Consider the following 25,856-nt stretch of genomic DNA (forward strand, 5'->3'; position numbering starts at 1 on the left):
GAGGGGAGCGCGATGACCCAGCCGCCGGCCGGGAGCGGGCTGCGCATGGCCAGGCCGTTCGACTCGCAGGCTCCGGACGGCACGCCCGTCGTCCAGCGCCCGGCGGTGCCCGACGAGGAGCGCGAGGCGGTCGTGCGGTACCTGCGGCAGGCGCCGATCGTCCTGGCCGCGCGGAGCCTCGACCCCGATCTCATGGACCCGCGGCGGCCGTCCAGCGTGCCGCTGACGTACCACACGGACGGGACGTGGATCTGGCCGGGCGCCGTGGGCTACTACCTCCAGGCGCACGGCGTCCCTCCGGAGCCCGACCTGGTCGCCCACATCAGGGCGGCCGGTTTCCGGCTGCCCGAGGTCAGCGAGGACGCGCGCAAGGACGCCGTCACCGCCATCACGAGTTCGTCCCGGTGAGGCCGTTGTGAGCCAACCTCCCCAGGTACCGTCGCCGCCGCCGGGCGGGTTCCCTCCGTCCGGGGCTCCGTCGGGGGTGCCCGCGTACAGGGAGCCGCCGCCGGAGACCTACGAGCCGTTCACCCGCAAGCCGGTGGTCTACCTGCCGGTGATGCTGGCGGGGCGCCATATCGGCTTCCTGTGGGCGTCGGTGACCGACAGGGCCGCGGGTTTCCTGCGGCGCAGGGAGTTCTTCCAGGAGGGCTGGTACGCGCTCTTCATCTGGGAGGAGCGGCTCCAGCGGGCCTACGCGGAGGGGCTGCCCGCGCGGGAGGCGATCCGCCGCTGGGTCGGGGCGCCCGAGGATCCGCGGGGCGGCGGCGTCCCGGCCGGTGTGCGCGAGGAGACGGCCGGTTCGCTGCAACAGGTGGAGGCGCTGGCCGACCCTGGGCGCCCGCCGACGCCCGGCCCGCTGATCCAGGACGGGGAGTACCCGGACGGCACTCCGGCGGACAGGTCCAAGGGCTGGGGCCCGCTGACCTTTGACCTGCCGCCCAGCTACACGCCCGAGGCGCAGGGGCCGGTCCGGTATCTGCCGGTCATGCGGGGGTCGGTCCTGCTCGGCTACCTGTGGGCCTCCCCTACGGAGAACGCCGCGTCCTATATGGCACGCAAGGACGCGGGCGTCGCGGGGGTGAACGCCGGTGGACCGTGGGTCCTTCGCCTGCGCGAGCTGTACGAGCAGGGTGTGCCCGCGATCGAGGCGCTGGCGCGTTGCCGGGCGGTGTCGGCGGAGGGCGCGGGCGCCGTTCCGCAGGACGCGCAAGAGCAGACCGCCGCGAGCCTCCACGAGCTGGGGCGGCTCGCCTCTCGCTATGAGCAGTCCCTGCCCATCGCGTTCAATCCCGCGCCCGATGATGTGGCGGTGGTGCAGCGTCCGCCCGTCCCGGAACACGAGCGGGACGCCCTGATCGCCTATCTGGAGCAGGCGCCCGTGGTGTGGGACGGCGGCGCGCCCCTTGCGGACGGCTACGACCGGGGACGTCCCGCAAGGGTTCCGAACACCTTCCATACCGACGGCACGTGGGTTTGGCTGGGAGGGGTCCCCTACCACCTCCGCGTCCATGGCGTCGCGCCCGACCCTGGCCTGGTCCAGCACGTCCGTTCCCAGGGGTTCCGGTTGCCCGAGGTCGGCCCGGCGGCGCATGAGGCCGCGATACGCACCCTCGAATGGCAGGGCCTTCTCGTGGGGCCGCCCCCGCCCGCTTCCTGAGGCTCCCAGGACCGGAGCGGTCAGGTGGGGAACTCACCCACCCAGCGGCCGTCGAGCAGCGCCTCGGGGATGTAGGCCGACTGGACGTCGATGGTGAACCCCAGCTCCCTGGCCAGGCATGCCAGCGCGAGGGGTTCGAGGGCGATGTAGGACGTGGAGTTGGCGGCGCGTTCGCTGTCCCGCGTCCAGTAGGCGCGGTGGAGTTCGAGCGCCTCGAACAGGGCGCCGTTGAAGGCGGCCTCGTCGTTCTCGACGATCGCCTTGAACATCTTCATCCGCGGCAACGCCAGCAGCGCGATGTGCTCGCCGCCGTCGCGGTCGAGGCCGGGCGCGTCCGGGTCGGCCTGCCGCACGGCCTCGATCAGGTGGTCGTAGTGCTCGGGCTCTTGCCGCCACCACGTGCGCAGGGCGCGGCCCCAGTGCTCCAGGTAGGGGAGCGGGACCCCGCCGGCGTCCGAGGCCCGCAGCAGGTCCTCGGGGACGGCGCAGAGCATGTCGGTGCGCTCGCGCTCCCGGCAGATCATCGTGAGGAACAGGGCTTTGAGCCAGTTGGCCTCGTTCGACCAGTGCGTCGGCCCGGTCGCCGGGATCGCCACCAGCTCGGTGTAGATCTTGCACTCGACGGTGCCCTCGGTGCTCCGCGCGACCTGGAAGATGGCGGCCCCGGCCTGCATGGCCAGCGTGGCGGCCTCCCAGGTATGCGCCTCGTACGCGCCGGGGTCGGCCGCGCACCGGTACCCGAGCTCGCCCTGCGCGTGGGTGAGCAGGTCGCGCAGGCGTGCCGGGGTGCGGGTGAGCCGGGGGATGTCGCTTTCCATCGCGCGCTTGTGGAACCGCCCGACCTGCTCCTTCGCGAACGCAAGATCGAGTTCGTGTCGCTCTACGACGCGCACGCCGTCTCCCTCCGGGGGCTGGATCCTCAGGCTCGCCGGCCCTCCGGGCCACCGTACCGAGACCCGCGGGAACCGGCCACTCCCCATGATCGGGACGGAGGCCCAGGCACGGCGGACACGGCCCGCCATTTGCCATACCGGGATTCCTCGCTGGTGTTAGGGCAAACCCGGCGGGGTGAGGACATGGGAGGAGCGTCAAGCGGATCGGCCACGAGAACCAGGGGGCAGGAGGCATGGCTCACCAGGGGCGTGCGCGGCTGGGGGACTTCCCGTGCCGTGCCACCGCCGTGGACCTCGGCAGCGCCACGGTCAGGATGCACGTGAACGGACGCGGCGTGGTGGCCAGCGAACCGTCCGCCATCGCACGCTCCGCCTCGAACGGGCGGCTGCTGGCGGCCGGGACGGCGGCGCTCGACCTGGCCGGTGAGCGGGGCGTGAAGCTGATCCGCCCGATCCGCAACGGGGTGCCGGCCGAGGCCGCCGACACCGAGAGCCTGCTGCGCTCGCTGATGCGCTCCTGTCACCGCTGGCACTACAAGGCGTACATGGCCAAGCCGCGCATGGCGGTGACCGTCCCGAGCGGGATCACGCAGGTGCAGTTGGGCGCGGTGCGGGCGGCCGCGTACGGGGCGGGCGCGCGGGGCCTCACGATCGTCGCGACCCCGCTCGCGGCGGCGGCCGGTGTCGGGCTGCCGAAGAACCCGGAGGACGTCGTGGTCGTCGCCGACATCGGGGCACAGGTCACCGATGTCGGCGTGATCATCGGGACCGAGCTGCTCGGTTCCAGGACCGCCCTGGTCGGCGGCATCACCCTGGACGAGGCGATCATGGCGCAGGCCCGCTGGGAGTACGGGCTGGTCCTGGCGCCCTCCACGGCCGAGTCGGTCAAGCTGCGGATCGGCGCCGCGATGCCGGGACGGGACGGGGTCGCCCTCGTCCACGGCAAGGACAAGTACAGCGAGCTGCCCTGCACGGCGGTGCTGACCTCCGCCGACGTGCGGGAGGCGATCGGCCCGCCGCTGGCCGCGATCGTGGAGGCCGTCCGCGCCGGGATCGCCGTGGCGCCGCCCGAGCTCGCGGCGGCGATCTGCGCCTCGGGGATCACGCTCACCGGCGGAAGCGCCGCGCTGCCCGGACTGGACGAGCTGATCTCCAAGGAGACCGGCCTGCCCGTCCGGGTGGCGCCGAACACGCTGAACGCGGCCGTGACGGGCGCGGCGAGCTTCCTGCAACGCTGCCGCGACATGGACGACGAGCACACCTCCCTCTGGGCCGCCGCCGCGGGCTAGCGACGGCCGCCAAGGCTCATTCACCGTTCCCGTTGTCTACCGTGCCCGTTGCTCGGCGCGGAACGCGCCGAAGGCCCCGTGCGCGACCGTGGCGAGCAGCGACAGCGCCAGCCCCGCCGGTGCCGCCGCCGCGTACCCCGCGAGCGTCAGCGTCAGCGCCAGCCCCGCGCCCGGCGCCCACAGCCACGTGGAGACCCGGCGCCGCCCGTCCCTATGGCCGCCGCGCCGGCGGCGCACCGCCTCGGCGGTCATCGGCGGGATGAGCGCCGGGAGCGTGGCGGCCAGCAGCGTCAGCCAGGACAGCAGCAGCCGGTCCATCCGCAGGGACGCCAGCACGGTGCCCGGGACGGCGATCACCAGCACGGTCGCCGCGTACGGCAGCCGCGCGGCGAACCGGCGCGCCGCGAAGACCCCGGAGTGGACGGCCGACAGCGTCGGCGCGATCACCGAGACGGCGACGAAGAGGTTGGCGACCGGCAGGCCCTCGGGACGGGCCAGCACCGCCACCACGTCCGACGACCCGCTGGCCGCGGCCAGACCGGCGCCGACCACGCTCGCCGCCAGCGCCGGGCCCACCAGCAGGCCCACGCACCACCACAGGTCGCCGCGCCCGCGCAGGCCCACGGTGAAGTCGGGCGCGCGGACCGCGAACACCGACACGTACCCGATGTAGCCGGCCAGGTCGACGGCCAGGGCGGCGCCCACGTCCCGCGGCGCGCCGGACGGCACGACGGAGATCGGCGAGGCGGGCGGCGGCAGCCGTAGCGCCACGAGCGCGATCAGCACGATCGCGGTGAGCGTGGTCACCACCGCGAGGCCGTTCCAGCGGCCGCCGGACAGCAGCACGGCCGCGATCGGCACGCTCAGCGCGAGCGCCCCGGCCACGTCCGGCAGCCCCGTCAGCGCGGCCACCGCGCCGCCGCCCAGCCCGACGTTGAACCCGAACCAGCCGATCATGGCGAGCCCGAGCAGGCCGGTGACCACCCGGTCGGTCACCGGCGGCAGGTAGCGCGGGGACAGCTCCGAGAGGGTGGCGTTCTCCCCGGCGGGCGGCCGCAGCCCGCGCCGTCCCTGCGCGGCCAGCAAGGCGCACATGACCACGCCGCCGATGACGAGCACCACCAGCGGCAGCGTGCCGTCGTGCCGTTCGCCGATCTGCGCCCCCAGGACGAGCGCGCCGGGCGCCGTGCCGATCCCCAGCCACGCCCCCGCCGCCCCGCGCCACGTACGGGCGGACGCCGTCACGCCACGTGCTCCGCGAACCGGGACAGCGTGAGGTCGAGGGCGCCGGGTCCCGGCATCGCCCACAGCGCGTCGTTGAAGATCTCCACCTCGATGGGCCCCGCGTACCCGGCGGCGTCGACCGCCTCGCGGAAGCGGCGCAGCTCGACACAGCCGTCACCGAGCATCCCGCGGCCGGTCAGGGCGCCCTCGGGCAGCGGTGTGGTCCAGTCGGCCACCTGGAAGACGGCCAGCCGTCCCTCGGCTCCCGCGCGGGCGATGCCGGTGTAGGCGTCCGGGTCCCACCACAGGTGGTAGGTGTCGATGGCCACGCCCACCTCGTGCGCGGGCAGGGGAGCGGCGATGTCAAGCGCCTGCGCGAGGGTTGACACGACGCAGCGGTCCGAGCAGAACATCGGGTGCAGCGGCTCTATTGCGAGCTGGACGTTGTGCTCTCCCGCGTACGGGGCGAGTTCGGCGAGCGCCTCGGACACCCGTTCGCGGGCGCCGTCGAGGTCGCGGGAGCCGTCGGGAAGCCCGCCGCTGACCAGTAGGAGCACGGGCGCGCCTAACGCGGCGGCCTCCTCGATGGCACGGCGGTTGTCCGCGATGGCGTCCTCCTTCTGGAAGAAGCCGCCCCTGCATAGGGAGGTCACCGTGATGCCCGCGTCTCGCACGATCTTCACCGTACGGGCAAGGCCGTACTCGGCGACAGGCTCCCGCCACAACCCGATCCCGCGGACTCCCCGGGACGCGCAGCCGTCGACCAGCTCCGGCAGCGGCCAGTAGCGCGTCGTCCACTGGTTCAGGCTGAATCGTTCCAGCGTCACTGCGGCACCCCTTGGACGGTCAGCCACGCGCGCATGCGCGTAGCTGCCAGTTCGGGGTCGGGGAGCAGCCCCGCGGCGTCCGCGAGCTGGAACAGGCGGGTCAGGTGCAGGACGGGACGCGCGCTCTCCAGCCCGCCCACCATCCGGAAATGCCGCTGATGCCCCGACAGCCAGGCCAGGAACACCACGCCGGTCTTGTAGTAGTAGGTCGGGGTCTCGAAGAGGTGCCGGGCGAGCGGCAGGGTCGGGGCGAAGACCTCCTCGTAGGTGTCGAGTTCGCCGTCGTCCAGGGCGTGCAGCGCCGTCGCGGCGGCGGGCGCGATGGCGTCGAAGATGCCGAGCAGCGCGTCGCTGTGCCCCTGGTCGTCGCCTCTGATGAGGCTCGGATAGTTGAAGTCGTCCCCGGTGTAGAGGCGAACTCCTGGGGGCAGGCGGCGGCGCAGGGCGATCTCGCGGTCGGCGTCCAGCAGCGAGACCTTGATCCCGTCCACCTTGGCGGCGTGCTCGGCGATGATGGCGAGCACGGTCTCGGCCGCCGCGCCGAGATCGGACGAGCCCCAGTAGCCTTCGAGCGCCGGGTCGAACATGGGGCCCAGCCAATGCAGGATGGCCGGACGGTCCAGCCCGGAAAGCAGCCGCCCGTACACCTCCACGTAGTCGTCGGGGCCCTTGGCGGACGCGGCGAGGTGGCGGCTGGCCATCAGGATCGGCACGGCGCCCGCCTCCGCCACCACCGCCAGCTGTTCCTCGTACGCCGCGACGACACGATCCAGCGTCGCGGGGCCCGCCGGGAGCTGGTCGGTGCCCGCGCCGCACCCGAGGAGCCCGCCGGACGCCCGCGCCTCGGCGCCGCTGCGCAGGATCAGCTCGCGCGTGACGTCCCACTCCAGGCCCATGCCGCGCTGCGCGGTGTCCATGGCCTCGGCCACCCCGAGGCCGTACGACCACAGGTGGCGCCGGAACGCCAGCGTCGCGTCCCAGTCGAGCGTGGGCCGCTCCGCGAACGGATCCGGTACGACATGCGCCGCCGCGTACGCGACCCGCGTCCGCGCAGGCCCGGCGGGACGCGGGTAGGAACGCGGCTCTCCCAGCGTGTACGGGACCACCGAGCCGCCGGCGGCGGGCAGATCCAGCTTCATCGGCCCAGCTCCGGCACCTCGATGCGGCGGCCCTCACGCCACGACCGCAACCCCAGCTCGGCGAGCTGGACGCCGCGCGCACCCGAGTAGAAGTCCCACGGGAACTCCGTCTCGCGCTGGTCCTGGGCGGACGAGCCTCCGGTCCGCGCGCCGTGGTCGGCGACATGCCGCAGGAACAGCTCCCACTGCACCTTGAAGCCGTTGCCGAACTCCTCGTTGTCGGGGACCTCCTGCCACTGCGACCGGAAGTCGTGCTCCGCGGGCAGGTCGGGATTCCACACGGGCTTGGGCGTCATCGCGCGGTGCTGGACCCGGCAGCGCCGCAGGCCCGCGACCGCGCTGCCCTCCGTGCCGTCCACCTGGAACTCGACCAGCTCGTCGCGGAACACCCGGGTGGCCCAGGACGAGTTGATCTGCGCGACGATCCCGCCGTCCAGCTCGAAGACGGCGTACGCGGCGTCGTCGGCCGTCGCCTCGTAGGGCTTGCCGTCCTCGTCCACCCGCTCGGGGATGTGCACGGCGCCCAGCGCCTGCACCGACCGCACCGGCGCGATCACGTTGTCGAGCACGTACCGCCAGTGGCAGAACATGTCGACGATGATCCCGCCGCCCTGGTCCGCCCGGTAGTTCCAGCTCGGCCGCTGCGCCTCCTGCCAGTCGCCCTCGAACACCCAGTAGCCGAACTCGCCGCGCACCGACAGCACCCGCCCGAAGAACCCGCCGTCCACCAGGCGTTTGAGCTTGCGGATGCCCGGCAGGAACAGCTTGTCCTGGACGACGCCGTGCCGGACGCCCGCCGCGTCCGCGAGCCGGGCCAGCGCCAGCGCCCCGTCCAGGTCGTCGGCCAGCGGCTTCTCGGTGTAGACGTGCTTGCCCGCGGCGATCGCGGCCTCGATCGCCGGGCGCCGCGCCGAGGTGATCTGGGCGTCGAAGTAGATCTCGACGCCGGGACGGGCCAAGGCCTCGGCGATGTCGGTCGTCCAGGCGCCCCGGCCGTCCGGTCCGCCTCCGCCGTCCAGCCCGTGCCGCTCGGCCAGCGCGCGCAGCTTCGCCTCGCTGCGCCCGACCAGCACCGGCTCCGGCCACAGCACGGTGCCGTCGGCCAGCGGCAGCCCGCCCTCCTCCCGGATCGCCAGGATCGAGCGGACGAGATGCTGGCGGTACCCCATACGGCCGGTGACGCCGTTCATGACGATCCCGATGGGCCTGCGTGCCATGCTCAAGAGAAACCCTTCTCGCGAATGCGGGTGGTGACGCGGGAGAACTCTGGAAGGGCCACGGTGGCGGCGTAACCGTCTCTCTCCGGCAGGTCCACGTCGATGATCTCCCTGATCGTGCCGGGCCGGTGGCTCATCACCACGACCCGGCTCGCCAGGAACGCCGCCTCCGTGATCGAGTGCGTGACCAGCAGAACGGTGGTGCGGGTCTCCCGCCAGATCCGGCGCATCTCGACGTTGAGCTGCTCGCGGGTGAGGGCGTCCAGCGCGCCGAACGGCTCGTCCATCAGCAGCACGGGCGGCTCGTGCAGCAGCGCGCGGCACAGCGCCACCCGCTGCTGCATGCCGCCGGACAGCTCGTGCGGCAGCGCGTCCTCGAACCCGCTCAGGCCGGTCATCTCGATCAGCTCGGCGGTGCGCTCGCGGGCCTTGGCGGACGGCATGCGGCGCATCTCCGCCTGGAGCAGGATGTTGCGGCGGGCGCTGCGCCACTCCAGCAGGGCCGCGCGCTGGAACACGTACCCGATGTCGTGGCGCGGTCCCGTCACCGGCTCGCCGCGCAGCCGTACCGTGCCGGAGGTGGGCTTGAGCAACCCCGCCACCAGTTTCAGCAGCGTGGACTTGCCGCACCCGGACGGGCCGACGATGGCCACGAACTCGCCGCCCGCCACGTCCAGGGACACCTCGCGCAGCGCGGTGACGTCCCGCCTGCGGGAGCGGAACCGGATCGTCACATCGTCGAGAGCGAGCATTACCGCGCGGGCTCCTGCGGCTGCCAGTACGCCGACGGCTCCTGCGCCTTGGTGATGACGCCCGTCTGGTGGAACAGGGAGATCGTCTGCCGCCAGTCGGCCTCGGAGTTCACGCCCGGCGCCTTGCCCTGCGTGGACGGCGTGTGCAGCAGGGTGAGCGTGGTCTTGAACTGCTCGGTGAGGACGGGCGGCGCGGGGAGCTGCTCGGACGCCCCGGCCATGCTCGCGACGGCGCCAGCCTGATCGCGCTGCGCCGCCGTCCAGGACTCGCTGGTCGCGGCGACCATCCGCTTCACCAGGTCGCCGTCGCTCTTCAGCTTGCGCTCGCCGACCAGCAGCCCGTTGGAGAAGAAGTTCACCCCGAAGTCGGAGTAGCGCAGCGCCGACACCGGCTTGCCGGACTTGGCCGCCATGATCGGGCCCTGGTCGTTGGCGAAGCCCATCAGGCCGTCGGTCTTGCCCGACAGCACCGCGGCGATCTTCCCGGCGGGGTCGGTGTTCTGCACCGTGACCTCGCTCTCGGCGATCCCGTTCTTCTTGAGGAAGACCGGGAACGTGCGCTGTAGCGCGTCGCCCGCCGTGCCGGCGATGGTCCGGCCCTTGAGGTCCTCGGGCCGCTTGAGCCCGGCGGAGGTGAACGCCTGCACGGACGCGGGCGTGGTCTGCAGGAACACGCCGATGCTCTTGACCGGCACGCCTTTGTCCACGGCGGCCAGCAGGGCCGGGGTGTCGGCCCAGCCGAAGTCGGTCTGGCCCGCGCCGGTGGCTTGGACGGTCTTCTGCGAGCCCTGCCCGGCCTTGATCGTCAGGTCGATGCCGTGCTTCTCGAAGATCTTCTGCTTCTTGCCGTAGAAGAACGGCGCGTGCTCGCCGTAGGGGTACCAGTTGAGGGTCAGCGTGACCTTGTCGAGCTTCTTGCCGGACGAGGTCGTCGTCTCGTCCGACCCGCCGCAGGCCGCGGCGGTCAGGGCCAGCATGGGGACGAGCGCCGCGGCGAGGACACGGAATCTCATGGGGTCGCGCTGGGCTTGTGCGGGGTGGGTTCGTCGTTTCATGGGGGTCTCCATGAGTGGGTGGGAGGGGTTGCGCAGCCTGTAGGTGGTCGTCACGGGGTGGTGGTCAGTAGGTGGTCGTCACCGAGTCGCCTCGGCGGCTGGCGTGCCAGGGCAGCAGCAGGTGCTCGGCCAGCTCGACCAGGACGAAGAGCACGACGCCGATCAGCGACATGACCAGCAGCCCGGCGAACAGCATGGGGGTGTCGAGATTGCCGTTGGCCTGGAGGATCACGTAGCCCAGGCCCTCGTTGGCGCCGACGAACTCGCCGACGACGGCGCCGGTGACGGCCAGCGTCACCGCCACCTTGAGCCCGGAGAACAGGTAGGGCAGCGACGCGGGAAAGCGGATCTTGGTGAAGGTCTGCAGCGGCCCGGCGCCCATCGTGGCCGACAGCTCGATCATCTCGGGGTCCACCGCCTTCAGCCCGGTGACCATGGAGATCACCACCGGGAAGAACGCGATCAGCACCGCCACCACGATCTTGGGCGCGATCCCGAAGCCGAGCCAGACCACGAACAGTGGCGCGATCGCGATCTTGGGGATGACCTGGGCGAACAGCAGGATGGGGTAGAGGGTGCGCTCGATGGTGGTGGAGTACACCATCACCACGGCCGCGGCGATCCCGATGACGGTGGCGATGGCGAAGCCGAGCAGGGTCTCGTAGGTGGTGACCCAGCTGTGGTGCCAGATGTAGGAGGACTTGTCGGCCATCACGCGGAGCGTGGTCCCCGGGGACGGGACGAGGTAGGGCTCGATCAGTCCTGTCGCGGTGACCGCCCACCACGCGGCCAGGCAGGCCAGCAGCAGCCCGATGGGGCGCCAGGCGCGCTCGACCAGGTCGCGGGCGCGCTCGCCGGGAGTGGGCCCGCGGAGCTCGGCGACCCCGGTGGCGGGCGCGGCCGGTGGCGCGGTGGTCGTGCCGTGACTCGCCATGAGACCTCCGGGACGTCCCGATGAAAGCGCATTCTGAAAGCGCTTTCTGAGATACTGTCACGCACGACGGTAGGAAGGGCGCACGCCGAGGTCAAGAGCCGGGGCGGTGCAGGATGGACCAAACGCCACGGACGAGGGGGGTCGATGACGGCGGACGGTGAGCGGTCGCAGGCCATCCGGTCGCATGTCACGCTTCAGGACGTGGCGCGCCAGGCGGGGGTGTCGCTGGCCACGGCATCCCGCGTCCTGAACGGCACCGCGCAGGTCAGGCCCGACCTGCGAAAGCGGGTGCTGGCCGCCGCGGGCGAGCTGGCCTACACCCCCAACGCGCACGCGCAGGCGCTGGCCAGCGCGTCCAGCAAGGTGATCGGGGTCATCTGCCACGACGTCAGCGACCCCTACTTCGCCAGCGTCGCGCGGGGCGTCATGCGCGCCGCCTCCGACCGCGGGCTGCTGGTCATGCTGGCCAGCACGTTTCGTGACCCGGCCCGCGAGATCGAGTACATCGCCATGCTGCGCGCGCAGCGGGCGCGCGCCATCCTGCTGATCGGCTCGGGCTTCGAGGACCGCGACTGGGAGCGGTCCATGGACGCCGAACTGAAGCCCTACCAGCGGGCCGGGGGCCGGGTCGCGGTGGTCAGCCGGCACCGGAGCCTCCGGGTGGACACCGTCCTGCCGCAGAACCGCGAGGGCGCGGCGGCGCTGGCCGGCGCTCTGCTCGACCTCGGCCACCGCGACTTCGGCGTGCTGACCGGGCCGCGCGCGCTCACCACCGTCGCCGACCGGTTCGCCGGTTTCGCCGGGACGCTGGGCGACGCCGGCGTCGGGTTGCCCGATCACCGGGTGGTGGAGGCGGGCTTCACCCGCGACGGCGGCTACGCGGCGGCCGTCGAGCTGATCCGCCGCGGCGCCCTGCCCACGTGCGTGTTCGCGGTCACCGACGTGATGGCGATCGGCGCGCTCGCCGCGTTCCGCGACAACGGCGTGGACGTGCCGGGCGAGGTGTCCCTGGCGGGTTTCGACGACATCCCGATCGTCCGCGACCTGACGCCGCCGCTGACCACGGTCGCGCTGCCCCTGGATCTGATGGGCGAGCGCGTGATGGAACTGGCCGTCCGTGAACCGGCGGGCAGGCGCAGCCGTGTGGAACGCATCGCCGGCGAGGTCGTGCTCAGGGAGAGCACGCGCGCACCCCGAAGCTAGGGCTGGGGGCCGCGGAGGACGCCGTCGCGCCCGCCCGCGACCCCCGCGTCACGCTCCGTTGCCCTGGTCGTCCGGTGCGGGCGGCACGGAGTCGGCGGAGGTGTCCTGCCTCTCCTGGTCCGGCTTGCGCGTGCCCTGCGTGGGCCAGGTCATCAGCCGGGTGCGCCTGGGATTCGCCAGAGAGTTGCTCACGGTGGTTCGCCGGCCTCCTTTGATCCGATTCGAGTGAACAGATCTTCGGGACCATCCGGCGATCTTCGCAAAATGGTCTAGACCGTGCTGGACCTGCGCTTCGGCCCGTCCAGCGCCCGTTCGGGCCGTCCGCGACGACGTTCGTTCTGCGTACGAGGGGTTGTTTCGTCTGCGTGACGAAAAGCCGTACGCGCGGAGCGTGTCCAAAGTCACTCGCCGTTGGCGCCGCCTGGCTCGCGGTTCATCGCGAGCCAGGCGTGCAGCAGCATGTGGAACTCCAGGCGGTGCCCCGGCGCGTAGATGTCCTCGCCGAAGAACGTCTCCAGTTGCCGGACGCGGTACCGGATGGTCTGCGGATGCACGCGGAGCCGGCTCGACACCTGGACGGTGTTGAACCCGCATTCGAGCGCGACCAGGAAGGTCTCGGCCAGCCTGCGGCGCTGCGCCGGGCGCAGCTTGAGCAGCGGGCGCAGCCGTCCGGAGACCGCGCGTTCCAGCAGGTCACGGTCCTGGGTCATCAGCAGGATGGGGGTGTGGTCGGTGGTCGCCACCAGGCCGTCGTGCGCGATCACGCCGCCGGTGGCCAGGTCGAGGGTCTGCCGCGCCCAGCGCAGCGACCTGCCCGACTCGGCGGGCGCGACGGACGGCCCGATCGCCGCGACCCAGTCGCTCAGCCCGTCCCGCAGCGCCCGGCGGCGTCCGGGATCGTCCGGGTCGGGGACGATCAGGCATGGCTCGTCCAGGTGCATCCCGGTCAGGACGTCGCCGGGTGGCGACGGCGGGCGCGCCCCGGGCCGTCGTTCCCTCAGCGCGACGGCGGCGACGGCGCGCGGCAGTGGCCAGCCCGCGCGGCGCGCGGGCTCGCCTAACTGGGCGGGACGCGGCGGGGGCTCGGAGAGCAGCAGGTCGAGCAGCGCGCGGCGGCGGCCGTCGTCGTACTCGCCGGCGCCGCGCGCCGCCACCTCGGCCTGCCCTTCGGCGTGGCCCTCGGCGACCACCGCGGCGAGCCGGTCGAGATAGGCCAGCACCGACCGCGCCACCTGGGCGATCATGGTGGCGGTGACCCGGTGCCTGGTGCGCTCGGACGCCTCGGTGAGCCGCCGCACCGCCACCCCGGCGCCGGTGCGCAGCGCCGCCCGCAACGGGTCCAGGTCGCGTCCCTCGCGCGCCTCGTCCGCGCCGAGCCGCCGGAAGAACTCCATGGTCTCGGCCGAGGAGGCGTCCGGGTCGGCGAGCAGGTCGGCGAAATGCGCGACCGCCCGCTCCACGGCCTGCTCCAGGACCCGTGAGTAGCGGGGGTCGTGCGGGCGGGCGTACCACGGCACGCCCCGCTCGATCTCCGCGACCGCCTCCTGGACGATCTCCGGTACCTGCCCGCGCAGCGTTGCGACCATGGCGGGCGTGACGCCGTCCGGGATGTCCAGCAACCGGTCGGAAACCTCCACCAATCACTTTTAACCCATCGGCACCATGGTCTTCATGGAAGCCGGTGAAAAGGGGGAAACGGTCGGTCCGAAGGCCGGGGCGGGTGTCCGCGCGCATCGCCGGGGTAAAGGGCGTCCATGGCCGAGTCGACCGAGGACAATCTCGCCCTCGCGCGGTACGTGGCCGAGGCCGCCCAGCGGGAGGTGCGGGACAAGGCGCGGCAGCGGGTGCCCGCGCTGAGGTTCGGCGCCGTGGCCGGGACCCTCGGCGCCCTCGCGGCCGCCTCCACGTACCGCCTCAACCTTCTGCTGCTGGAGCGCAAGCTGCCCCCGGAGATCGCCGCGCTCGTCGCCGCCGCCGCGTACACCGGCGGCGCCGGATGCGCGGCGCTCCTGGCCGCGCGCCACTGGCGCGGCAAGCCCGCGCCGCTGCCCACCGAGACCGCGCGCCAGGTCGCCGAGATCATCGCCGACTCGTCCTAGCGCCCAGGCCCGTCGCCCCGCCCCCCGCCCATCCTGGCGATCACCCGACTCAGGCTGGTCATCGTGGGTAGGGGGCCGACCATGGACAGCACAGTGAGCGCCGAGATCACCTTGCTGGTGAACGGCACCAGGCACCGGATCGAGGTGGACACCCGGTCGTCCCTTCTGGACGTGCTGCGCGAGCGGCTCGGGCTGACCGGCTCGAAGAAGGGCTGCGACCACGGACAGTGCGGCGCCTGCACGATCCTGCTGGACGGGCGGCGCGCTCTCGGCTGCCTGGCCCTGGCGGTCGCGCACGACGGCGCGGAGATCACGACCGTGGAGGGACTGGCCTCGCCGGACGGCAACGGCGACCGGCTCACCGCCCTCCAGGACGCCTTCATCGAACGCGACGCCTTCCAGTGCGGCTACTGCACGCCGGGCCAGCTGTGCTCGGCGACGGGGATGCTGGACGAGTACGCGCGGGGCCGTCCCAGCGCGGTCACCGAGGACCTCGCGTCCGGGCCGCCGCCCGAGCCGTCCGACGAGGAGATCCGCGAGCGGATGAGCGGCAACCTGTGCCGCTGCGGCGCGTACGTGAACATCGTCAAGGCCATCAAGGACGCGGCGTCCAGGACTCCTCAGGGGGCGCGGGCATGAGGCCCTTCGCGTACGAGCGCGTGGGCAGCGCGGAGGACGCGGTCGCCCGGCACCGCGAGAGCAACGGGGACGGCGAGGTCCGCTACCTCGGCGGCGGCACCAACCTGGTCGATCTGATGCGGCTGGGCGTCGAGGAGCCGCGGCGGCTGGTGGACGTCGCGCACCTGCCGTTCGACTCGATCGCCGAGGAGCCCGGCGGCGGGCTGGTCATCGGGTCCGCCGTCCGGAACAGCGACCTGGCCGCGCACCGCGCGGTGCGCGAGCGGTTCCCGATGCTGGCGCAGGCCGTCCTGGCCGGGGCGTCCGGGCAGATCCGCAACCTCGCCACGGTGGGCGGCAACCTGCTCCAGCGCACCCGATGCTCCTACTTCCAGAACGTCTCCAAGCCCTGCAACAAGCGCGAGCCGGGCACCGGCTGCCCGGCGCGCGAGGGCGACCACCAGAACCTCGCGATCCTCGGGCACTCGCCGGACTGCGTGGCCACCCACCCGTCCGACATGGCGGTGGCGCTGGCGGCGCTGGACGCGCGGGTACGGGTCATGGGACGGCTGGGCGACCGCGTCATCCCGCTGGTCGGCCAGGAGACCACGTCCCTGTACCGGCTGCCGGGCACCGAACCGCACCGCGACACGACCCTGGATCCCGGTGATCTGATCACCGGCATCGAGGTGCCGCCCCTGGCCATGCCCGCCCGCTACCGCAAGGTCCGTGAGCGGGCCTCGTTCGCGTTCGCGCTGGTCTCGGTCGCCGCGGCGCTGGACGTGGCGGACGGCACCATCCTCGACTGCCGGGTGGCGCTGGGCGGCGTGGCGCACCAGCCCTGGCGCGCCCGGCGCGCCGAGGACCGGATGCGCGGCTCCGCCGCGACCGAGCGGACCTTCCTCCAGGCGGCCGAGGCCGAGCTGGAGGAGGCCGAACCGCTGCGCGACAACGCCTACAAGATCAAGCTCGCGCGCAACCTCATGGTCCGGACGCTCGCGGAGCTCACGACACACGGGGGCACGGCATGAACACCCTCTCGCTGAAGCGGATCGAGTCCCGGGAGAAGATCACCGGGCGGGCGCGGTACGCGTATGAGTACCCGGTCGACGGCGTGGCCTACCTGTACGCCGTCCAGTCCCCGGTGGGCAAGGGCAGGATCAGGTCGATAGGCGCGGACGAGGCCCTGGCGATGCCGGGCGTGATCCAGGTGGTGTCCCACGAGAACGCGCCCAGGCTCGAACCGGCCGACAACGCCGAGCTGGCGGTCTTCCAGTCCCGGACGGTGTCGTACCGGGGGCAGCTCGTCGCCGCCGTCGTGGCGGAGACCCCGGAGACCGCGCAGGAGGCGGCGCGCCTGCTGCGCGTCGAGTACGATCCCGAGCCTCACGACGTGCGGCTCAGCCCCGACCACCCCACCCTCTACCGGCCGGACGTGGTCAACCCTGCCTACCCCACCGACACCGAGCAGGGCGATCCCGAAAACGCCTTCGCCGCGTCACCCGTACAGGTGGACGCGACGTACTCGACACCGGCGGAGCACAACAACCCCATGGAACCGCACGCCAGCCTCGCCCTCTGGGACGAGGAGGGCAACCTGGTCGTGTACGACTCCAACCAGGGCCCGACGACCGCGCGGAACACGCTCGCCCAGGTCTTCGGCCTGGACCGGTCCCAGGTGCGGGTCGTGTCACCGCATGTGGGCGGAGGGTTCGGGTCGAAGGGGACGCCGCGTCCCAGCGTCGTCCTGGCCGCGATGGCGGCGCGGCTGACCGGCCGTCCGGTGAAGTACGCGGTGACGCGCCAGCAGATGTTCGCCCTCACCGGGTACCGCACGCCGACGATCCAGCGGCTCCGGCTCGGCGCGGACGGCGACGGGCGTCTCAACGCCATCCTGCACGAGGTGGTCGAGCAGACCTCGACCGTCCACGAGTTCGCCGAGCAGACCGCGGTGGCGACGCGGGTCATGTACCCGGCGCCGAACCTGCTGACCTCGCACCGGCTCAACCGCCTGGACGTGCCCACGCCGTCCTGGATGCGGGCACCCGGCGAGACGCCGGGGGTGTACGCGCTGGAGTGCGCGATGGACGAGCTGGCGGTCGCGGCCGGTATCGACCCGGTCGAGCTGCGGATCCGCAACGACACCGACACCGAGCCGGTCAGCGGGCTCCCGTTCAGCTCCCGCAACCTGGTGGCCTGCCTGCGCGAGGGCGCGGAACGCTTCCACTGGGAGGACCGGGAACCGGTGCCGTCCGGCGTGCCCGCGCCCGGGACGCGCAAACTGCGGGGCATGGGCGTGGCGGCCACCACCTATCCCGCGTACCAGCGGTCCGGTCAGGCCGCGGCACGGCGCGAGCCGGACGGACGGTTCCGCGTGCGGATCGCCGCCTCCGACATCGGCACCGGTGCCCGCACGGCGCTGACGACCATCGCGGCGGAGGCGCTGAAGACCGACCCGTCCCGGGTCACCGTGGAGATCGGCGACAGCTCCCTTCCCGAAGCGGCGGTGGCGGGCGGCTCATCGGGCCTGGCCGGCTGGGGCAGGGCCATCACCCGCGCCTGCGAGACGCTGCTGGCCGACCCCGACCGCCAGGAGGCGTTCGTCGACACGGCCCAGGAGGTCGGCGAGCTGCCGGAGCTCGCCAGGCACGCGTTCGGGGCGCAGTTCGCCGAGGTCGAGGTGGACGCCGACACCGGGGAGATCAGGGTGCCGCGGATGCTGGGCGTGTTCGCCGCCGGCCGGATCATCAACCCCACGCTGGCGCACTCCCAGTTCATCGGGGGCATGACGATGGGCCTCGGCATGGCGCTGCTGGAGGAGAGCGTGATGGACCAGGAGTTCGGCGACTACCTCAACCACGACCTCGCCCAGTACCACGTGCCGGCCTGCGCGGACGTGCGCGACATCGACGCGGTCTGGATCGAGGAGGCCGACGGCCGGCTCAACCCGATGGGCAGCAAGGGCATCGGCGAGATCGGCATTGTCGGCGCGGCGGCGGCCATAGCCAACGCCGTCTACAACGCCACCGGGGTACGGATCCGCGACCTGCCGATCACCCCGTCGAAGCTCCTGCCGGTGCTGTGAGGACGGGGCCTCGGCCACGGTGACCGGCTACCCGCGCGCGAGCACGTCCCGCAGCGCGTCGGCGAACTCCTTGGGGCGGGTCAGGAAGCCGCCGTGGTCGCCGGGGAACTCGACGGCCGGCCTGCCCAGAAGACCGGCGAGGGCCGTGGTCGTCCCGTAGGTGAGCAGGTGGCCGGAGTCCTCGCCGAGCCCCACGACCACGCGGGTCTCTCCGAAGGTCAGTGCGGCGATGTCGGGCTGGTAGGCGGTGGTGCCGCGCAGCTCGTGCAGGAAGAAGTGGGCGCTGTCGGCAAGGAACCGAGGCTCGACCGGCCCCTCGACCGGCCCCTCGACCGGCCCATCGTCTTCGCCGCCGTCGCCTTGCCCGTCGTCACCGCCGTCGCCGGCGAACCCGGCGTTGACCATGAACGTGACCCAGGCCGCGCTCGGTCCCTCCCGCCGGAAGGTCGCGATCACGTCCTCGATCTTGGCGCGCTGCTCGACGGCGTCCGGCAGCAGTTCCAGCAGGGGCGGCTCGTGCGCCACGACCGTCCGCGCCCGGCCCGGGTGCCGCGTCGCGAGGGCCAGCCCGGTCACCGCGCCCCCGCTGCTGCCGAACAGGTCCGCCGACTCGGCGCCCAGCGCGTCCAGCAGCGCGACGACGTCGTCCGCCCTCAGCTCCGGGGTGGAGTCCTGACCGGGATCGTCCAGCACGCTGCCCTGGACACCGCGGGGGTCGTGCGTGACGACGGTGTGGTCGCTCGCCAGCTCCTCGGCCAGCGGCGCGAACTCCACGGCCGGCATCGGCGCCCCGGCGATCACCAGTACCGGCCCCGAGCCGCGGACCTCGTAGTACAGGCGCGCGCCCGGTACGTCGAGGGTGTGAGAGGTGGTCACGGTCGGACGTCCTTCCCTGAGACATGGGTCACCTGGTCACAGGGGAGACCCGGCCCGCGCCGAAAACTCATCGGCCGCGGCCGGCGGGATTCCGGGCACCGTCAGAGGCAGCCCTCGAACTGGGGGACCGCCACGTCGGACAGGTCCAGGCCGGACCGGCCGAACCACTTGGCCATCAGCCGGGCCATGGTGCCGTCCTGGTACATCTGCGTGATCGCCTTGTTGACCGCCTCGCAGCCGCCGGGGTCGCCCTGGCGCATCCCGATGCCGGTGCGCCGCTCGCCGAACCGCGCGTTCAGCAGCCGGAAGCCCGCGCCCTGGCGCATCTTGATCCCGGCCAGGATGGTGTCGTTGGTGGTGATCGCGTCGATCCGGCCGTCGGCGAGCATGGTGGCGCACTGGTCGTAGTTGCGGGCGGTCACCGGCGTGGCGGGCACCTGCCGTTCCTCGGTCACCTGCTCGGCCGCGCCCGCGCCCGTCACCGCGCAGATCCTGCGGCCCGCCAGGTCGCGCACGCCGCGCACCCCGCGCTCACCGTCCCGTACGAGGATGTCCTGATACGAGAGGTAGTACGGGCCCGCGAAGGTGAGCTGGGCCTTCCACTGCGGCTCCACCCAGAACGTCAGCACCAGGTCCACCTCCCCGTCGCGCAGCAACTGGATCCTGTTCGCCGCCAGCGCCGGGACGAACCGCACCTCCTTGCCCAGCCGCCGGGCCAGGTAGCGGGCGACGTCCACGTCCAGTCCCTCGAACCTGCCGTCCGGATGGCGGTAGCCGAGTCCGGGCAGGTCCGGGCGCACGCCGGCCACCAGGGTCCGCTTGTCGAGAAGCGGGGACCGCTCCTCGCCGGCGCATCCACTGAGAAGCCCGAGGGCCGCGCAGACCGCGGTCACGGACCCGACGAAGCGCATTCGCACCCGGCCATTGTCACACTCCCGGACCGCCCGAGTTTGAAGCGTGTGCGTCGGGTAGCTCTCAGTGCCATAGGTGTGCGTACGTGGGTTGAGGGCTGGCCTGTCTACCGCCAGCTGACGGGAACCGACCGGTTGGGACGCGGGGCCGCCGCCGAATCGGCGCATACGTCCTCGCTCACACCCCGGACGTCCACGGCCGACCGGATGGTGCAGTCGGTCTGCCCCTACTGCGCCGTCGGCTGCGGCCAGCAGGTGTACGTGAAGGACGAGAAGGTCGTCCAGGTCGAGGGCGACCCGGACTCGCCGGTGAGCAGGGGCAGGCTGTGCCCGAAGGGATCGGCGACCCTCCAGCTCACGACCGGTCCGTCCCGCGAGCACCGGGTGCTCTACCGGCGCCCGTACGGCACCGAGTGGGAGTCGCTCGACCTGTCCACCGCCATGGACATGATCGCCGACCGGGTGATCAGGACACGGGCGGACACCTGGGAGTGGGAGGCCGGCGACCTCCGCGTGCGGCGGACGCTCGGCATCGCGAGCCTGGGCGGCGCGACGCTGGACAACGAGGAGAACTACCTCATCAAGAAGCTGCTCACCGCGCTGGGCGTGGTGCAGGTGGAGAACCAGGCCCGGGTGTGCCACAGCTCGACCGTGGCGGCGCTGGGCACCTCGTTCGGGCGGGGCGGCGCGACCACGTTCATGCAGGACCTCCAGAACTCCGACTGCATCGTCATCCAGGGCTCGAACTACGCGGAGGCGCACCCCGTCGGGTTCCAGTGGGTGATGGAGGCCAAGGCCAGGGGAGCGACGATCATCCATGTCGATCCCCGGTACACGCGGACGAGCGCGGTCGCGGACATCTACGTGCCGCTGCGCGCGGGCAGCGACATCGCCTTCCTCGGCGGGATCATCAACCATGTGCTGACCACGGAGTCGTACTTCCGCGACTACGTGGTCAACTACACCAACGCGGCGACGATCCTGCGCGAGGACTTCAAGGACACCGAGGACCTCGACGGCGTGTTCTCCGGGCTCAACGAGGAGACCCGGCACTACGACACCGACTCCTGGCTGTACGAGGGCATGGACGTCGTCGCCGCCTCCGGGGAGCGCGACCGGGGATATGACCGTCGCTCTCATGGAGGGGCGTCCATCCAGGAAGCGGCCCGGGGTGAAAGCCATGGCGCGGGCGGTGCGGCCCTGGGAAGGGGCACGCCCCAGAGGGACGAGACCCTGTCCCATCCGCGTTGCGTGTTCCAGGTCCTCAAGCGGCATTTCTCGCGCTACACGCCCGAGATGGTGTACGAGGTGTGCGGGGTGCCGCCGGAACTGTTCGCCAAGGTCTGTGACGCGCTGGTGCGCAATTCGGGGCGCGACCGTACGAGCGCGTTCGCGTACGCGGTGGGCTGGACGCAGCACACGGTGGGCGCGCAGTACATCCGCGCGGCCAGCATCCTGCAACTGCTGCTGGGCAACATCGGCCGCCCCGGAGGCGGGATCCAGGCGCTGCGGGGGCACGCGAGCATCCAGGGTTCGAGCGACATCCCCACCCTGTTCGACCTGCTGCCTGGCTACATCCCCATGCCGCACGCGCACCGCATGGAGAGCCTGGACGGCTTCGTGGCCGCCGACGCCGCGCGCAAGGGCTGGTGGGGCCACATGCGCGCGTATGTGGTGAGCCTGCTCAAGGCGTGGTGGGGCGACGCGGCCAACGCCGGCAACGACTTCTGCTTCGACTACCTGCCGCGCCTGACCGGAAGCCACAGCACCTACGAGACCGTGCTCGCCCAGATGGAGGGCAAGTGCAAGGGCTACTTCCTCATGGGGGAGAACCCGGCCGTCGGCTCGGCCAACGCCAGGATGCAGCGGCTCGGCATGGCCAACCTCGACTGGCTCGTCGTGAGGGACTTCTCCCTCATCGAGAGCGCCACGTGGTGGAAGGACGGCCCGGAGATCGAGACCGGGGAGCTGCGCACCGAGGACATCGCCACCGAGGTCTTCTTCCTCCCCGCGGCGGCGCACACCGAGAAGTCCGGTTCGTTCACCAACACCAACCGCTACCTCCAGTGGCACCACCAGGCCGTCGAGCCCGAGGGCGACGCGCGCAGCGACCTGTGGTTCATGTACCACCTGGGCCGCATCATCAGGGAGAAGCTCGCCGGGTCCACCGACCCGCGTGACCGTCCCGTCCTCGACCTCACCTGGGACTACCCGCTGGAGGGCGCGTACGGCGACCCGTCCGCGGAGGCGGTGCTGGCCGAGATCAACGGGTTCGGCCCGAACGGGGAGCACCTGTCGTCCTACGAGCAGTTGAAGGACGACGGGTCCACCTCGTGCGGCTGCTGGATCTACTGCGGCGTCTACAAGGACGGCGTCAACCAGGCCGCCCGCAAGAAGCCCTCCCTGGAGCAGGACTGGATGGCGCACGAGTGGGCTTGGGCGTGGCCGCTGAACCGGCGCATCCTCTACAACCGCGCGTCCGCCGATCCCGAGGGCAGGCCCTGGAGCGAACGCAAGGCGCTGATCTGGTGGGACGCGGAGAAGGGCGAGTGGACCGGCCACGACCAGCCCGACTTCCAGCTCACCAAGGACCCGTCCTTCCGCCCGGCCGAGGACGCCGTCGGACCCGACGCGATCGCGGGGGACGACCCGTTCATCCTCCAGGCGGACGGCAAGGGCTGGCTGTACACCCCGGCGGGGCTGGTCGATGGTCCGCTGCCCACGCACTACGAGCCGCAGGACTCGCCGTTCGACAACCCGCTGTACCGCCAGAAGCGCAACCCGGTACGGCACATCCTGCCCGAGCGGCACAACCGGCTGCACCCCAGTGGTTCCGAGCCCGGCTCGGAGGTGTTCCCCTACGTCGTCACCACCTACCGGCTCACCGAGCACTTCACCGCGGGCGGCATGAGCAGGTGGACGCCCTACCTCGCCGAACTGCAACCCGAGTTCTTCTGCGAGGTGTCGCCGGAGCTGGCCGCCGAGAGGGCGCTCGAACACGGCGGGTGGGCGACCATCGTGACGGCCCGCAACGCCATCGAGGCCCGTGTCCTGGTGACCGACCGGATAGCGCCGCTGAAGGTGGCCGGCAGGACCGTCCACCAGATCGGGCTGCCCTTCCACTGGGGACCGAACGGTTACAGCAAGGGCGACGCGGCCAACGAGATCGCGCACCTGTCCCTGGACCCCAATGTGCACATCCAGGAGGTCAAGGCGCTGTCCGCCGACATCAGGCCGGGACGCCGCCCGCGCGGACCCGCCCTGCCCGCGCTCGTCCTCGACTACCAGCAACGGGCGGGCATCACCGAGCTCACCGGCATGGAGGTGTGAGGCATGGGACGCTTCTCTGGGCCGCTGGCCGACGTGGCGGCGGACGCCGGGCACACGGATCCCCCTCCCCGGATGGGCTTCTTCACGGACACCTCGGTGTGCATCGGCTGCAAGGCGTGCGAGGTCGCGTGCAAGGAGTGGAACGCCATCCCCGAGGACGGCCTTACGTTCACCGGGATGTCGTACGACAACACCCAGGGATTGAGCGCCGACACCTGGCGGCATGTCGCGTTCATCGAGCAGCGCAAGCCGCTCGGCTTCCAGGACCCGGGCGTGGAGCACGGCGACTACAGCAACGTGGACATCCTCGGCCTGACCGCAGAGGCCGCCGCCCAAGGCTCCACCGCGGACGGTGAGGACCGGGGCGAGTTCCGCTGGCTGATGGCCTCCGATGTGTGCAAACACTGCACGCACGCGGCCTGCCTGGACGTGTGCCCCACCGGCTCCCTGTTCCGCACCGAATACGGCACCGTGGTCGTGCAGGAGGACATCTGCAACGGGTGCGGCTACTGCGTGCCCGCCTGCCCGTACGGGGTCATCGACCAGCGCAAGGACGACGGCCGCGTATGGAAATGCACCCTGTGCTACGACCGCATCTCCCACGACATGGAACCGGCGTGCGCGAAGGCGTGCCCCACGGATTCCATCCAGTACGGCCCCTTGGACGAGCTACGCGAACGCGCCGCCGCGCGGGTGGAGCAGTTGCACGAGGCAGGGGTGGACGACGCCCGCCTCTACGGGCATGACCCGAACGACGGCGTCGGCGGCGACGGCGCCTTCTTCCTGCTGCTCGACGAACCCGAGGTCTACGGCCTCCCGCCCGATCCGGTCGTCACCACCCGCGACCTGGGATCGATGTGGAGGCATGCCGGCGTGGCGGCCCTCACCCTCCTGGGCGGCATCGCCACCGCTTACGCGGCCACAGGCTCGCGCAGGAACCGGAGGACGCGATGAGCGACGTCACCCGGCAGGGGACGCGAGGGCAGCGGCCCGGCCGCGAGGCGGTCCCCGGGGCGAGAGGCGGCCTGGAACGCCCGCACCGGCGCCGTCGCGGCGGCGAGCCGACGGTCACGCCGAAGGCCGAGTTCGGCTCCTACTACGGCCGCCCGATCATCAAGGCGCCCACCTGGACGGCCCGCGACATCGCCGGCTACCTGTTCCTGGGCGGGCTGGCCGGAGGCTCCTCGCTGCTGGCCGCCGGTGCCGAGTGGACGGGCCGGCCGGTGCTGGCCAGGTCCGCCAAGCTCGGCGCGCTGGGCGCGATCTCGCTGGCCACCGTCGCGCTCATCAACGATCTCGGACGCCCGGAACGGTTCGCGAACATGCTGCGGGTGTTCAAGCCGTCCTCGCCGATGAGCATGGGCTCGTGGATCCTGGCCGCGTACGGGCCGGCCGCGGGCGTCGCCGCGATCGCGGACGCCAGTGGGCTGGCCGGCCGCTTCACGCCGATCCGGCTGCTCGGACGGGCCGCCACCGGCTGGGCCGCGCTCACCGGACCCGGCGTCGCCTGCTACACGGCCGTCCTGATCGCCGACACGGCCGTTCCCGCCTGGCACGAGGCCCATCGCGAGCTTCCGTTCGTGTTCTGCGGGTCGGCCGCGGCCGCCGCCGCGGGCCTCGGGCTGATCGCGGCGCCCACCGGCGAGAACGCGCCCGCCCGCGCGTCGGCGCTGTTCGGCGCGGCGCTGGAGCTGGCCGCCGAGCTCTGGATGGAACGCCGCCTCGGCGAGCAGGCCCGCCCGTATCGGACGGGCAGGGCCGGCACCCTGCTCCGCGCCGCCAGGATCCTCACCGCGGCGGGGATCGCGGGCACCTCGCTCGCGGCCGGACGCCGCCGCGCGGTCGCCGCCGTCGCGGGAGGCGCGCTCGTCGCCGGTTCCGCGTGCCTGCGCTTCGGTGTCTTCGAGGCGGGACGCGCCAGTGCCCTCGATCCCCACTACACGGTGGCATCGCAGCGGCCTAAGATCACTGCATGACGGATCTGTTCGGACTTTCCGGCAAGATCGCTCTGGTCACCGGCGGCAGCCGCGGCATCGGGCTGATGATCGCCCGTGGCCTGCTCCAGGCCGGGGCCGCCAAGGTCTACATCAGCTCCCGCAAAGCGGACGCGTGCGACCGCGCGGCGCAGGAGCTGTCCGCAGACGGAACAGCCCTTCCCCTCCCGGCCAACCTCAGCACCGAGGAGGGCTGTCTCGGCCTGGCCGAGGCCGTCGCGGCACGCGAGGACGCCCTGCACATCCTGGTCAACAACGCCGGGGCCACCTGGGGCGCGCCACTGGAGGAGTTTCCCGCGCACGCCTGGGACAAGGTCGTCGACCTCAACCTCAAGTCGCCGTTCTTCCTCACCCGGGCCCTGCTGCCCCAGCTCGCCAAGGCCGCCACCGCCGACGACCCGGCCCGTGTCATCAACATCGGCTCGGTCGACGGCGTCATCACCCCGCTCGACCGCTACTCCTACGTTTCCAGCAAGGCCGGGCTGCACCACCTCACCCGGGTGCTGGCCAAGGAGCTCGGTCCCAAGTCGATCACGGTGAACGCGGTCGCGCCCGGCCCGTTCGAGTCCAAGATGATGGCCGCCACCCTGGAGGCGTTCGGCGACACGATCGCCGCGACGGTGCCGCTGCGCCGCATCGGCCGTCCCGACGACATGGCGGGCGTCGCCGTCTACCTGTCCAGCCGCGCCGGCGCCTACGTCAACGGCGCGGTCATCCCCGTGGACGGTGGCGTGACGGCCCTGTGACGCG

Annotated in this window: 24 protein-coding genes; 12 read left to right on the forward strand and 12 right to left on the reverse strand. The window is 72.3% G+C overall.

Features of this window, described 5'->3' with window-relative positions; all coding sequences use genetic code 11:
- Window positions 1-12 precede the first annotated feature (12 nt).
- Window positions 13-408, forward strand: a complete 396-nt coding sequence (locus tag ACGWYJ_RS00455) for a hypothetical protein (RefSeq protein WP_395103432.1) — start codon at window positions 13-15, stop codon at window positions 406-408.
- A gap of 76 nt (window positions 409-484) precedes the next feature.
- Entirely contained in the window at window positions 485-1,660 is a 1,176-nt protein-coding gene (locus tag ACGWYJ_RS00460) for a hypothetical protein (RefSeq protein ID WP_395103433.1), read from the forward strand.
- Between the two features lie 20 nt (window positions 1,661-1,680).
- Here the strand turns inward: ACGWYJ_RS00460 and ACGWYJ_RS00465 are convergent, their stop codons facing one another.
- Window positions 1,681-2,553, reverse strand: coding sequence for an immunity 49 family protein (locus ACGWYJ_RS00465; protein WP_395103434.1), 873 nt, complete (start codon window positions 2,551-2,553; stop codon window positions 1,681-1,683).
- A gap of 233 nt (window positions 2,554-2,786) precedes the next feature.
- Between ACGWYJ_RS00465 and ACGWYJ_RS00470 the strand changes: the two genes are divergently transcribed.
- Window positions 2,787-3,842 (forward strand): rod shape-determining protein, encoded by a 1,056-nt coding sequence (locus tag ACGWYJ_RS00470; protein WP_395103435.1) that lies wholly within the window; start codon window positions 2,787-2,789, stop codon window positions 3,840-3,842.
- A 36-nt stretch (window positions 3,843-3,878) separates the two neighbouring features.
- Here ACGWYJ_RS00470 and ACGWYJ_RS00475 read toward each other — a convergent pair whose 3' ends face one another.
- The 7 genes from ACGWYJ_RS00475 to ACGWYJ_RS00505 form a co-directional block, all read right to left on the reverse strand.
- The gene (locus tag ACGWYJ_RS00475; RefSeq protein WP_395103436.1) at window positions 3,879-5,087 is read right to left on the reverse strand and encodes a hypothetical protein; all 1,209 of its coding nucleotides are present in this window, start codon (window positions 5,085-5,087) and stop codon (window positions 3,879-3,881) included.
- A complete protein-coding gene (locus ACGWYJ_RS00480; protein ID WP_395103437.1) occupies window positions 5,084-5,893 on the reverse strand; it encodes a sugar phosphate isomerase/epimerase family protein in 810 nt (269 codons plus the stop codon). The genes ACGWYJ_RS00475 and ACGWYJ_RS00480 overlap by 4 nt, the downstream gene beginning before the upstream one ends.
- Window positions 5,890-7,032 (reverse strand): dihydrodipicolinate synthase family protein, encoded by a 1,143-nt coding sequence (locus tag ACGWYJ_RS00485; RefSeq protein ID WP_395103438.1) that lies wholly within the window; start codon window positions 7,030-7,032, stop codon window positions 5,890-5,892. The genes ACGWYJ_RS00480 and ACGWYJ_RS00485 overlap by 4 nt, the downstream gene beginning before the upstream one ends.
- The gene (locus ACGWYJ_RS00490) at window positions 7,029-8,249 is read right to left on the reverse strand and encodes a Gfo/Idh/MocA family protein (protein ID WP_395103439.1); all 1,221 of its coding nucleotides are present in this window, start codon (window positions 8,247-8,249) and stop codon (window positions 7,029-7,031) included. Before ACGWYJ_RS00490 ends, ACGWYJ_RS00485 begins: the two co-directional genes overlap by 4 nt.
- Before the next feature lie 2 nt (window positions 8,250-8,251).
- A complete protein-coding gene (locus tag ACGWYJ_RS00495; RefSeq protein ID WP_395103440.1) occupies window positions 8,252-9,001 on the reverse strand; it encodes an ABC transporter ATP-binding protein in 750 nt (249 codons plus the stop codon).
- Window positions 9,001-10,056, reverse strand: a complete 1,056-nt coding sequence (locus tag ACGWYJ_RS00500) for an ABC transporter substrate-binding protein (protein ID WP_395103441.1) — start codon at window positions 10,054-10,056, stop codon at window positions 9,001-9,003. Before ACGWYJ_RS00500 ends, ACGWYJ_RS00495 begins: the two co-directional genes overlap by 1 nt.
- Window positions 10,057-10,120: 64 nt before the next feature.
- Window positions 10,121-10,990 (reverse strand): ABC transporter permease, encoded by an 870-nt coding sequence (locus ACGWYJ_RS00505; protein ID WP_395103442.1) that lies wholly within the window; start codon window positions 10,988-10,990, stop codon window positions 10,121-10,123.
- Between the two features lie 144 nt (window positions 10,991-11,134).
- Here ACGWYJ_RS00505 and ACGWYJ_RS00510 point away from each other — a divergent pair, with 144 nt between their 5' ends.
- A complete protein-coding gene (locus tag ACGWYJ_RS00510; RefSeq protein WP_395103443.1) occupies window positions 11,135-12,193 on the forward strand; it encodes a LacI family DNA-binding transcriptional regulator in 1,059 nt (352 codons plus the stop codon).
- 48 nt (window positions 12,194-12,241) lie between these two features.
- Here the strand turns inward: ACGWYJ_RS00510 and ACGWYJ_RS00515 are convergent, their stop codons facing one another.
- Window positions 12,242-12,385: a hypothetical protein gene (locus ACGWYJ_RS00515; RefSeq protein ID WP_395103444.1), complete on the reverse strand. Its 144-nt coding sequence runs from the start codon at window positions 12,383-12,385 to the stop codon at window positions 12,242-12,244.
- A gap of 209 nt (window positions 12,386-12,594) precedes the next feature.
- Window positions 12,595-13,830, reverse strand: a complete 1,236-nt coding sequence (locus ACGWYJ_RS00520) for a helix-turn-helix domain-containing protein (RefSeq protein WP_395103445.1) — start codon at window positions 13,828-13,830, stop codon at window positions 12,595-12,597.
- A gap of 117 nt (window positions 13,831-13,947) precedes the next feature.
- Here ACGWYJ_RS00520 and ACGWYJ_RS00525 point away from each other — a divergent pair, with 117 nt between their 5' ends.
- The 4 genes from ACGWYJ_RS00525 (at window position 13,948) to ACGWYJ_RS00540 (ending at window position 17,995) form a co-directional block, all read left to right on the forward strand.
- Complete coding sequence (locus ACGWYJ_RS00525; protein WP_395103446.1) at window positions 13,948-14,292, forward strand: phage holin family protein; 345 nt, start codon at window positions 13,948-13,950, stop codon at window positions 14,290-14,292.
- 81 nt (window positions 14,293-14,373) lie between these two features.
- Window positions 14,374-14,931: a (2Fe-2S)-binding protein gene (locus ACGWYJ_RS00530; RefSeq protein WP_395103447.1), complete on the forward strand. Its 558-nt coding sequence runs from the start codon at window positions 14,374-14,376 to the stop codon at window positions 14,929-14,931.
- The gene (locus tag ACGWYJ_RS00535) at window positions 14,928-15,941 is read left to right on the forward strand and encodes an FAD binding domain-containing protein (protein ID WP_395103448.1); all 1,014 of its coding nucleotides are present in this window, start codon (window positions 14,928-14,930) and stop codon (window positions 15,939-15,941) included. The genes ACGWYJ_RS00530 and ACGWYJ_RS00535 overlap by 4 nt, the downstream gene beginning before the upstream one ends.
- A complete protein-coding gene (locus ACGWYJ_RS00540) occupies window positions 15,938-17,995 on the forward strand; it encodes a xanthine dehydrogenase family protein molybdopterin-binding subunit (RefSeq protein WP_395103449.1) in 2,058 nt (685 codons plus the stop codon). The genes ACGWYJ_RS00535 and ACGWYJ_RS00540 overlap by 4 nt, the downstream gene beginning before the upstream one ends.
- Before the next feature lie 27 nt (window positions 17,996-18,022).
- Here ACGWYJ_RS00540 and ACGWYJ_RS00545 read toward each other — a convergent pair whose 3' ends face one another.
- Window positions 18,023-18,871, reverse strand: a complete 849-nt coding sequence (locus ACGWYJ_RS00545; protein WP_395103450.1) for an alpha/beta fold hydrolase — start codon at window positions 18,869-18,871, stop codon at window positions 18,023-18,025.
- A gap of 101 nt (window positions 18,872-18,972) precedes the next feature.
- Window positions 18,973-19,782, reverse strand: a complete 810-nt coding sequence (locus ACGWYJ_RS00550) for a transporter substrate-binding domain-containing protein (RefSeq protein WP_395103589.1) — start codon at window positions 19,780-19,782, stop codon at window positions 18,973-18,975.
- A 72-nt stretch (window positions 19,783-19,854) separates the two neighbouring features.
- Here ACGWYJ_RS00550 and fdh point away from each other — a divergent pair, with 72 nt between their 5' ends.
- From fdh to ACGWYJ_RS00570, 4 genes are read left to right on the forward strand one after another with little or no spacing between them, the layout of a single operon-like run.
- Window positions 19,855-23,112, forward strand: coding sequence for a formate dehydrogenase (gene fdh, locus ACGWYJ_RS00555; protein ID WP_395103590.1), 3,258 nt, complete (start codon window positions 19,855-19,857; stop codon window positions 23,110-23,112).
- Window positions 23,113-23,115: 3 nt separating this feature from the next.
- Window positions 23,116-24,066 carry a 4Fe-4S dicluster domain-containing protein gene (locus ACGWYJ_RS00560; RefSeq protein WP_395103451.1) on the forward strand — a complete coding sequence of 317 codons (951 nt, stop codon included), beginning with the start codon at window positions 23,116-23,118 and terminating at the stop codon, window positions 24,064-24,066.
- A complete protein-coding gene (gene nrfD, locus ACGWYJ_RS00565) occupies window positions 24,063-25,088 on the forward strand; it encodes an NrfD/PsrC family molybdoenzyme membrane anchor subunit (RefSeq protein ID WP_395103452.1) in 1,026 nt (341 codons plus the stop codon). Before ACGWYJ_RS00560 ends, nrfD begins: the two co-directional genes overlap by 4 nt.
- Window positions 25,085-25,852: an SDR family oxidoreductase gene (locus tag ACGWYJ_RS00570; protein ID WP_395103453.1), complete on the forward strand. Its 768-nt coding sequence runs from the start codon at window positions 25,085-25,087 to the stop codon at window positions 25,850-25,852. Before nrfD ends, ACGWYJ_RS00570 begins: the two co-directional genes overlap by 4 nt.
- The last annotated feature ends 4 nt before the right edge of the window (window positions 25,853-25,856 follow it).

The sequence above is a fragment of the Actinomadura sp. SCN-SB genome (genome assembly GCF_043906805.1).
Taxonomy (GTDB): Bacteria; Actinomycetota; Actinomycetes; order Streptosporangiales; family Streptosporangiaceae; genus Spirillospora.